6 protein-coding genes and 2 pseudogenes are annotated in these 9,262 nt (G+C 72.6%); 5 read left to right on the top strand and 3 right to left on the bottom strand.

Annotated elements, in window-relative coordinates; translation table 11 throughout:
- Positions 1–94: 94 nt before the first annotated feature.
- Positions 95–400 (bottom strand): annotated as a pseudogene (locus ABZ896_RS50425) (aspartate/glutamate racemase family protein); the annotation flags it as partial.
- Positions 401–416: 16 nt separating this feature from the next.
- On the opposite strand from ABZ896_RS50425, the gene ABZ896_RS50420 reads away from it, so the two are divergent.
- Entirely contained in the window at positions 417–1,634 is a 1,218-nt protein-coding gene (locus ABZ896_RS50420) for a glycosyltransferase (RefSeq protein ID WP_360945485.1), read from the top strand.
- A 4-nt stretch (positions 1,635–1,638) separates the two neighbouring features.
- On the opposite strand, the gene ABZ896_RS50415 is transcribed toward ABZ896_RS50420, so the two are convergent.
- Entirely contained in the window at positions 1,639–2,826 is a 1,188-nt protein-coding gene (locus ABZ896_RS50415) for a TerD family protein (RefSeq protein WP_360945488.1), read from the bottom strand.
- 295 nt (positions 2,827–3,121) lie between these two features.
- Between ABZ896_RS50415 and ABZ896_RS50410 the strand changes: the two genes are divergently transcribed.
- The 4 genes from ABZ896_RS50410 to ABZ896_RS50395 all read left to right on the top strand — a co-directional run bounded on the left by ABZ896_RS50410 (position 3,122) and on the right by ABZ896_RS50395 (position 7,786).
- Positions 3,122–3,553: a DUF6643 family protein gene (locus tag ABZ896_RS50410; RefSeq protein ID WP_360945482.1), complete on the top strand. Its 432-nt coding sequence runs from the start codon at positions 3,122–3,124 to the stop codon at positions 3,551–3,553.
- Positions 3,554–3,595: 42 nt separating this feature from the next.
- Positions 3,596–4,423 carry an MOSC N-terminal beta barrel domain-containing protein gene (locus ABZ896_RS50405; protein ID WP_360945479.1) on the top strand — a complete coding sequence of 276 codons (828 nt, stop codon included), beginning with the start codon at positions 3,596–3,598 and terminating at the stop codon, positions 4,421–4,423.
- Between the two features lie 207 nt (positions 4,424–4,630).
- Positions 4,631–5,236 carry a hypothetical protein gene (locus ABZ896_RS50400; RefSeq protein ID WP_360945476.1) on the top strand — a complete coding sequence of 202 codons (606 nt, stop codon included), beginning with the start codon at positions 4,631–4,633 and terminating at the stop codon, positions 5,234–5,236.
- A gap of 111 nt (positions 5,237–5,347) precedes the next feature.
- Positions 5,348–7,786: a right-handed parallel beta-helix repeat-containing protein gene (locus tag ABZ896_RS50395; RefSeq protein ID WP_360945473.1), complete on the top strand. Its 2,439-nt coding sequence runs from the start codon at positions 5,348–5,350 to the stop codon at positions 7,784–7,786.
- Here the strand turns inward: ABZ896_RS50395 and ABZ896_RS50390 are convergent.
- Positions 7,756–9,262, bottom strand: a pseudogene (locus tag ABZ896_RS50390) (hypothetical protein); the annotation flags it as partial. The gene ABZ896_RS50395 and the pseudogene ABZ896_RS50390 overlap by 31 nt on opposite strands.

Below are 9,262 nucleotides of genomic sequence, written 5' to 3'. Positions count from 1 at the left end.
CGGCGCTCGGCACCGAGGCCCGCCCCTTCTTTTGCGCTCACCCTTCTTGACGTGTGCTTGACATCGTCGGTTCTATGGGAGCGCTCCCATAAACCGCGGCCGGCTTGATGGCGGGGACGGTGCCGATGACCGGGACACGGGGTTCGAGACGGGCGCGCAGCGCGGTCAGGGAGTGCACGGTGGCGGTGTTGCAGCCGATGATCAGGGCGTCGGGCGCATGGGCCGCGGCGGCCTCGGCGACGGCCAGGGCGCGTTGCGTGACGTCCTCGGGGGTGCGCGGGCCCCAGGGCATGCCGTCGGGGTCGAGGGAGAGCACGAGATCGGCGTCGGGGCGCAGTCGCCGTACCGCCGCGGTGGCCGCCAGCAGACCGATTCCGGAGTCCATGAGCGCGATCTTCACCCGGCCACGATAGTCGATGGGCCCTTGGCGGCCGGTTCTGGGGCAGACTGCGCGGGTGAGCGCCATCACCTGGATCGCCGCCGTGTCCCTCGCCGCCTGGCTGTGGCTGCTGCTCTGTCAGGGCTTCTTCTGGCGCACCGACATCAGGCTTCCCCCGCAACGTGATCCGCGGGTCTGGCCGCCGGTGTGCGTGGTGGTCCCGGCGCGCGACGAGGCCGAGGTGCTGTCGTCGAGCCTGCCGTCCCTGCTCGCCCAGGACTATCCGGGGCGAGCCGAGGTCTTCCTCGTAGACGACGGCAGTTCGGACGGCACCGGGGAGCTCGCGCGCGAGCTGGCACGTCGGCACGGCGGGCTGCCGCTGACCGTGTCGTCGCCCGGCGAGCCGCCCGCGGGATGGACGGGCAAGCTGTGGGCCGTACGGCACGGCATCGGTCTCGCACGCGCGCGTGGCCCCGAGTTCCTGCTGCTGACGGACGCCGACATCGCCCACGAGCCCGACAGTCTGCGCCGGTTGGTGGCCGCCGCGGACGCCGGCGGCTTCGACGTGGTCTCGCAGATGGCCCGGCTGCGGGTGGCGAGCCTGTGGGAGCGACTGGTGGTGCCGGCCTTCGTCTACTTCTTCGCGCAGCTGTATCCGTTCCGGTGGATCGGCAGGAAGGGCGCGCGGACGGCGGCCGCGGCAGGAGGGTGTGTCCTGCTGCGCGCCGAGACCGCCGAGCGGGCCCGGATTCCCGACGCGATCCGGCACGCGGTCATCGACGACGTGGCCCTCGCGCGGGCCGTCAAGAGCGTCGGCGGGCACATCTGGCTGGGACTGGCCGAGCGGGTGGACAGCGTGCGTCCCTATCCCGCGCTGCGCGACCTGTGGCGGATGGTGTCGCGCAGCGCGTACGCCCAGCTGCGGCACAACCCTCTGCTGCTGCTCGGCACGGTCGTCGGACTTGCACTGGTCTATCTGGTGCCGCCCGTGGCCGTACTGGCGGGACCGGTCACCGGGTCGGCGGCGGCAGCGGTCCTCGGCGCCACGGCCTGGCTGATCATGGCCGGAACGTACCTGCCCATGCTCCGCTACTACCGGCAACCGCTCTGGCTCGCTCCCTTGCTGCCGTTCACCGCTTTCCTGTACCTCCTGATGACGGTCGACTCGGCCGTGCAGCACTACCGGGGACGCGGCGCGGCCTGGAAGGGCCGCACCTACGCGCGCCCGGAGACCGTCGTCGGGGACGAGAGCTGAGCGCCTACTTGCGGCCGGGCGTCCAGTTCATGCCCCAGCCGTAGACCTGGTCGACGGTCCGCTGCGGGCTCACCCCGCGGTCCGGCACGAGGTAGCGGGCCTCACGCTGGACCACGAGGTCGTTCCCGGTGTTGGTGATCAGGGCCAGCGCGCACACCGTCGAGGGCACGGTGCACTCGTCGAGGGAGAACTCGACGGGCGCGCCGTGCTGCGGGCTGAGGGTGACCGTGGCGTGCAGGTCGGCGAAGGAGCGCGCGCCCTCGTAGATGGTCACGAAGACGAGGATGCGCCGGAAGTCGCGCTGGTGGTCCAGGTTGACGGTGAGGTTCTCGCCGCTCGCGAGGGCTCCGGTGCGGTCGTCGCCGTCGAGGTGGATGTACGGCGGCTGGTGCAGCGCGCCATAGGCGTTGCCGAGCGCCTGGACGACTCCCTTCCTGCCGTCGGCGAGTTCGTAGAGGGCGCACAGGTCGAGGTCGAGGTCCGTGTGCATGGCGGTGGCGCGGCCGCGCTTGCCGGCCCAACCCGAGAACTGTTTGCGCACCTGCCAGTTGAGGTTCACGCGCATCGCGCCGGAGGCGCCGCCCTGTTTGGTGAGGGAGACGGAGGGCGCCGCCTTGGTGAGCGTGACCTTGCTGAGGCGGACGGGTTGCGCGGGGGCGGGCGCGGCCTGTTGGGGCTCGTCCACGGTGATACCGAAATCCGTAGCAAGCCCTTCCAGTCCGCTGTCGTATCCCTGACCGACGGCCCGGAATTTCCAAGCGCCCTGGCGCCGATAGAACTCCCCCAGAACGAAAGCGGTTTCTACGGTGGCGCCCGTACTGTCGAAGCGCGCGGCCACCGTTCCGTGTGCGGCATCACGGACCTCGATAGAGAGATCGGGGACCTGCGCGAAGGTGCCGCCGTCCGCGGAGGCGGCCAGGACGACGGTCTCCACGGCGGGCTCCACGCGCGCGAGGTCGACCAGGAGCGTGTCGGTGACCCGGCCGCCCTCGGTGCGCTTGCCCTCGTGGCGGACCGCTCCGGAGGAGTGTCCGGGCTGGTTGTAGAAGACGAAGTCGGCGTCGGAGCGGACCTTTCCGCCGACGAGCAGCAGTGCCGAGGCGTCCGCATCGGGCACCCCCGGTCCCGAGCGCCATCCCAACTCGACGCGCAGCGCCGTCGTGGGCACCGGGGCGTTCGAACCTTTCGACATTGACATGTCCGCCTCCATCGGATGTCGGCAGGCCAGGACGCGTCCCGGCGGCCCCTCCGGTTTTACCCGACCGACCTATTCGCCTCTACGGTGAACTCCCCTGCCCCACACAGGAACCCGGTGATCAACCGCCGGTAACCCGCTCGGAACTCGGCCTGTACACAAGCTCGACCACGAGTGTCGCCCCTTTTTGCCGAGTTCGCTCGCATTGGGGATCGGGAGTCACGCCAGACACGGAAAACAACCCTCTTTTCAGTCTCCCCAACCAGCACATCGTGGGCTTAACTTATGTGCCATGACCTCCCCCCGCTCCACGTACGGCGGCGGCTACTACTCCGCCTTCCCGGACACCCCGATCTACGACAAGCTCGTGGCCGAGCGGGGCACCCCGCAGATCGCCCCGATCCGGGTCCCCGCCGCGTACGACATGCCGGTGAGCAACCTCCCCGCGCTGCCGTCCGCCCTGCCCGCCCTTCCCGCGGGCCCCTCCCAGTCCTCCTACGGCTATCCGCAGGCGCAGCAGCCCTCGCCGCTGCAGCAGGCGCCCGCCGCGTACATCCCGCAGCAGGCCGCCGCGCCGCGCGGGTACCCCGGGCCGCAGCAGCAGCCACGCCCGGCGGTGCCCGGCATGAACACCGGCTACGAGGCGATGCGCCCCGCGGCTCCGCGCCCGACCCCGGCTCCCTACCAGGACCCGTACAACAACCAGCAGTACCGCGGGTACTGACGCCCCTCCGGGGCTGTCGGCGCCGCCTGGCACGATGGCCTCATGGGGAATGCGCAGCTGCTGTCGATTCACGTGTATCCGGTCAAGGCCGTCCGGGGCCAGGCGCCCCGGCAGGCCGAGGTGGAGCCCTGGGGGCTGGCCGGAGACCGCCGCTGGATGCTGATCGACGACGGGGGAAAGGTCGTCACCCAGCGTCAGCAGCCGCGCCTCGCGCTGGCCGCCGCCGAGCCCTTGCCCGGCGGCGGCGTTCGCTTGTCCGCGCCCGGCATGGATCCGCTGACCGTGTCCGTTCCCGTGCCGGACACCACCGTCACCACGGAGATCTTCCGGGACAAGGTCGAGGGCGTACCCGCAGCCGGTCCGGCGGCGCACGCCTGGTGCAGTGCGTACCTGGGCATCGGAGCGCGCCTGGTGCACATGGACGACCCCGCCGCCCGCCGTCCCGTGGACCCCGAGTACGCGCGGCCCGGTGAGACGGTCACCTTCGCCGACGGTTTTCCGCTGCTGCTCGCCTCCACGGCCTCCCTCGACGCTCTCAACTCCCTGATCTCCGAGGGCCCGCACGCGTCGGACGGCCCCCTGCCCATGAACCGTTTCCGGCCGAACGTCGTGGTGGAGGGTACCGCCGCCTGGGCGGAGGACGACTGGTCGCGCATCGCGATCGGTGACGTCGCCTTCCGTGTGGCGAAGATGTGCGGGCGGTGCGTGGTGACCACCACCGACCAGGCCACGGCCGATCGCGGCAAGGAACCGCTGTACACCCTGGGCCGTTCCCGCCGCATCGGCAACAAGCTCGTCTTCGGACAGAACCTGGTGCCCGAGTCCCGGGGCACGATCCGGGTCGGTGACCCGGTCACGGTCCTCGGCTAGAGGAAGATCCCCTGCCGGATGGACGAAGATCCGCCAAAGACCCGTCCGGACGCCGAAACCGGGAACGCTGCCCGCAGACCGGGCGTTGGCCTACATGAGGAGTTCATGAGAGGCCCCGGCACAGGTGATTTCGCTCTCTCTTGGGCCGGACCGGCACGTGAACGCCTCGGCAGGGGGTTATCACGGAGCGGGAAGGGGGTGCGGACGGTGCGAGCGATCAGTGGGCTGTGGCGGTGGCGGCGCAATCCGCTGCGCCGCGGGACCGATCTCGCGGAGGCCTGGCTGGCTCTCGCGGCCCTGGTGCTGATCCTGGTCGTCGCTCCGGTGATCGGGTCGGTCGTGGGAGGTGTCGCCCAGGACGCCCTGCAGCGCTCGGTCCGCGAGCAGCAGGACTCCCGCCGGCAGGTGACGGCGACCGTGATCCGCAAGCTGGACCGCTCCCCGCTGGACGCCGACCCCGAGTCCGCCACGGGACGGGATCTGCGCAGCCGGGTGCTGGCCGACTGGACCGGCCCGGACGGCACCAGTCAGCAGGGCACGGTCCTGGCCGAGCTCCGCTCTCCGCACCGCGGCGACCATTTCGCGCTCTGGACCGACCTGCACGGCCGCATAGCCGCCCGGCCCCTGGACTCCGCCACCGCGACCACCCACGCGGTCCTCGCCGGCATCGGCGCCGCCCTGCTGACCGCGGGGCTGCTGGAGGGCGGCAGGCGGCTCGCCGTGTGGCGCATGGTCCGTCGCCGGTACGCCCGTTGGGACCAGGCATGGGACAGCGCGGGCCCGGACTGGGGCCGCACCGGCACCGGCAGCTGACGGCCTTGCAGCTCTGGTCAACCCACCGGCCGCGCGCACGCTACGGTGGACCGGCCGAAGTTCCTCGGCAGCACAAACCCGCGTACTACGAGGTGGGGGCAGAGCACCGCCATGGCACAGGGCACGGTCCAGGTGACGCACACCGGCACATCGAGGTGGCGGCGCCGCACAGGTGAGTACGCTTCGCTCGCCGCCGCCCTGGAGGCCGCGGCCGAGGGCGATGTCCTCACCGTCGCGCCCGGCACCTACCGGGAGAACCTCGTGGTGCAGCGCTCGGTCACCCTGCGCGGCCCCGAGGGCTCGCCGGGCTCCGTGCGCATCGCCCCCTTGGACGGGGTGCCGCTGACCGTGCGGGCCTCGGCGGTGGTCCAGGACCTGCATGTGGAGGGCCAGGACGCGACCGCCCCCGCCCTGCTCGTCGAGGAGGGCACCCCGGAGCTCACCGACATCCGGGTCGTGACCCGCTCCGCGGCCGGCATCGAGGTGCGCGGCGGCGCCCGGCCGTCCGTGCGCCGGTGCACCGTGGACAACCCGGCGGGCGTCGGGATCGCCGTACTGGACGGCGCGGGCGGGGTGTTCGAGGAGTGCGAGGTCGTGGCGGCCGGGCAGTCCGGCGTCGCGGTGCGCGGCGGTGCCCATCCCCGGCTGGAGCGCTGCCGGGTCCACCACACCTCGGGCGCGGGCCTGTCGGCCACCGGCGAGAACTCCACGCTGGAGGCGGTGGGTTGCGAGGTCTACGAGGTGCGCGGCAGCGGCGTCCAGGTCACCGCCCGGGCCGCCGCCCACCTCACGGACTGCGCCGTGCACCGCACCACCGCCGACGGCGTCACGCTCGACACGGACGCGGTGCTGACCCTGGCCGACTGCCGTATCCACGACATCCCGGAGAACGCGGTCGACCTGCGGTCCCGCTCCGTCCTGACGCTCACCCGCACGACGGTCCGTCAGTTCGGGCGCAACGGCCTGTCGGTGTGGGACCCGGGCACCCGCGTGGACGCCAACCAGTGCGAGATCTTCGACAGCACGGGCGACTACCCGGCGGTCTGGGTCAGCGACGGCGCCACCGCGGTGCTGGACTCCTGCCGGGTGCACGACGTGCCGGACGCGCTGTTCGTCCTGGACCGCGGCTCCCGCGCGGACGTCGTCGACAGCGACATCTCCCAGGTCCGCAACACCGCCGTGTCGGTGAGCGACGGCGCCACCGCCCAGCTCGACGACTGCCGGATCCGGGAGGCGGCGACGGGCGCCTGGTTCCGTGACCACGGCAGCGGCGGAACCCTCAACAACTGCACCGTGGACGCCACCCAGACCGGCGTGATCGTCACCAAGGGCGCGGACCCGACGATCGAGCGGTGCACGGTCACCTCCCCGGCGGAGGCCGGGTTCTACGTCTCGGCGGGCGGCCGGGGCAGTTTCCTGGGCTGCCGGGTGACGGGCAGCGGCGGCTACGGCTTCCACGTGATAGACGGCAGCCGTTCGACGCTCAGGAAGTGCCGGACCGAGCGGTGCGCGCGCGGGGGCTACGAGTTCGCGGACGCCGGTCCGGACGCGGCGCCCGGCGCGGGCCCCGTCGTCGAGGACTGCACGAGCGACGAGAGCGGGAGCCTCACCCCTCCGCCGGCCGTCGAGACGGCCGTGCAGACTGTCTCCCGGACGCCGACCCTGCTGGGCTCCATCCCCGGGCAGCGCGGCACCGAGCCGGAGCCGCCGGCCGCCGCCGTGGAGCCCGAGAACCCGTCCCGCACCTCCAAGGCCGTCCTGGGTGAACTGGACGCGCTCGTGGGCCTGGACAGCGTCAAGCGCGAGGTGCGGGCGCTCACCGACATGATCGAGGTGGGCCGCAGAAGGCAGCAGGCCGGTCTCAAGGCCGCCTCCGTCAAGCGTCATCTGGTGTTCACGGGCTCCCCCGGCACCGGCAAGACGACCGTGGCCCGGCTCTACGGCGAGATCCTCGCCTCGCTCGGCGTCCTGGAGAAGGGCCATCTCGTCGAGGTGTCCCGGGTCGACCTGGTCGGCGAGCACATCGGCTCCACGGCGATCCGCACCCAGGAGGCCTTCGACAAGGCGCGCGGCGGGGTGCTGTTCATCGACGAGGCGTACGCGCTGTCGCCGGAGGACTCGGGCCGGGACTTCGGCAAGGAGGCCATCGACACGCTGGTGAAGCTGATGGAGGACCACCGGGACGCGGTGGTCGTGATCGTCGCGGGCTACACGGCCGAGATGGAGCGCTTCCTCTCCGTCAACCCGGGTGTCGCCTCCCGCTTCTCACGGACCATCACCTTCAGCGACTACACGCCGGTGGAGCTCCTTCGGATCGTCGGACAACAGGCCGAGGAGCACGAGTACCGGCTGGCCCAGGGCACCGGTGAGGCGCTGCAGAAGTACTTCACGGACATGCCGAAGGGCCCGGCGTTCGGCAACGGCCGGACCGCCCGCCAGACCTTCGAGGCGATGGTGGAGAAGCACGCGAGCCGGGTCGCCCAGGTCGAGGACCCCTCCCACGACGATCTGACCCTGCTCTACGCCGAGGACCTGCCCGACTCCCCCTGAGAGCGCGGGGCCGGCACCTCCGGCTGGAGCCGGGCCAGCAGCCGGGCCCGTTCCTCGGCGAAGACCGGGTCCGCCTGGTAGTCGGAGTGGCCGAGGATCGGCGCGGGCAGCGGGTGCCGCTCGGTACGGCCGTAGGCGAGGGGGTCCTTGAGCGGCTCGTGGTCCACCTCGGGGCCGCAGTCGCCGGGCAGCCGGACCGGGCCGCCGATGGGGTCGGTGAGCCGGTAGAGGTTGCGCCAGCAGTCCACGTCGTGGTGCAGGGCGGAGAGCGCGGCCGGGCCGAAGTGGGCCGGGAACCAGCGGCCGTAGAGGCGCTCCAGCGGGGAGCCGTAGGTCAGCAGGGCGACCCGGCCGCGGACCGAGGGCTGGAGCTGCCAGGCCGCGGCCGCCGCGAGGACGCTGCCCTGGGAGTGCCCGGAGATCACGAGCCGGCCGCCCGTGGCGCGGGTCCAGGCGGCGATGCGCCAGGTCAGGTCGGGCACCGCGCGCTCGGCGTAGCAGGGCGGGGCGAAGGGGTGGGCGGCACGCGGCCAGAAGGTGCCGACGTCCCAGAGGATGCCGATGGTGCGGCGGGCGGAGGGGTCCTTGTAGGCGCGGCGGCCCCAGGTGACGAAGAGGAGGAAGCCGAGGCCGATCAGCCAGGAGCCGAGCGCCTGCCCGGTCGCCGCGGCGCTTCGGACGAAGGCGTACGTCCCCTCGGCGGCCTCGGCCGGTGCCTTGTGGCTGGTCAGAGCGCCGACCAGGGCTCCGGCGCCGAGGATCAGGGTGCTGGCGGAGGTCACCCCGAGCAGCCGGGGTCCGCGGTCGGTCAGGGCGGCCATGGCGCGGGTCCGGGAGATACGGCGGGTGCGGGCCGGGTCCTTGGGCTCGTCGGGATACTCGGCGTCGACCGCAGCGAGCTGGGCCCGGCTCGCCTGCCAGGCCCGGCGGCCCAGCCACCCGCAGTGGACGAGGACCACGACGAGCACCAGGGGGATCACGGACGCCTGCCAGGTCAGCAGGACCGGAGGGCCGGGGATGCTCGTGCGGGTGCCGTCCAGCCAGTCCGCGACCCGCTGCGACACACCGCCGGACATCACGCCGCCCAGGGCGCAGGCCAGCGTCGCCACGGCGGGTCCGCCGAGGCCGCGCATCGCGGAGCGGGGGTCGGGGTGCGTGCGGTACAGCTGGTGGGCGGCCACGGCGAGGGCGAGCACCAGCAGCCCCTGGACAAGGGCGATGCCGCCGAAGGTGAGATCTCCGGAGAGGCGCCCGGTGGAATGCCAGCCGGGCCGCTCCCACCCGGCGTACACCGCGGCGAGGGCGAGCAGGAGGAACGCGGCGAGCGGCAGGCGTCGTACGAGACGCTCGTCCAGTACCCGGTCGAGGTGCCGTTCGCTGCGGCCCCGGCGGCAGACCACCCACACGACGGCCACGCCGGCGGCGACGAGACCGGTCTGCAAGAGGCGGCCGAGGGCGTCGAGGAGCGCGGGGCCG

Source organism: Streptomyces sp. NPDC047072 (assembly GCF_040643855.1).
Taxonomy (GTDB): domain Bacteria; phylum Actinomycetota; class Actinomycetes; order Streptomycetales; family Streptomycetaceae; genus Streptomyces.
The sequence above is the reverse complement of the archived record's forward strand: the minus strand, read 5'-3'. Positions and strand labels throughout refer to the sequence as shown.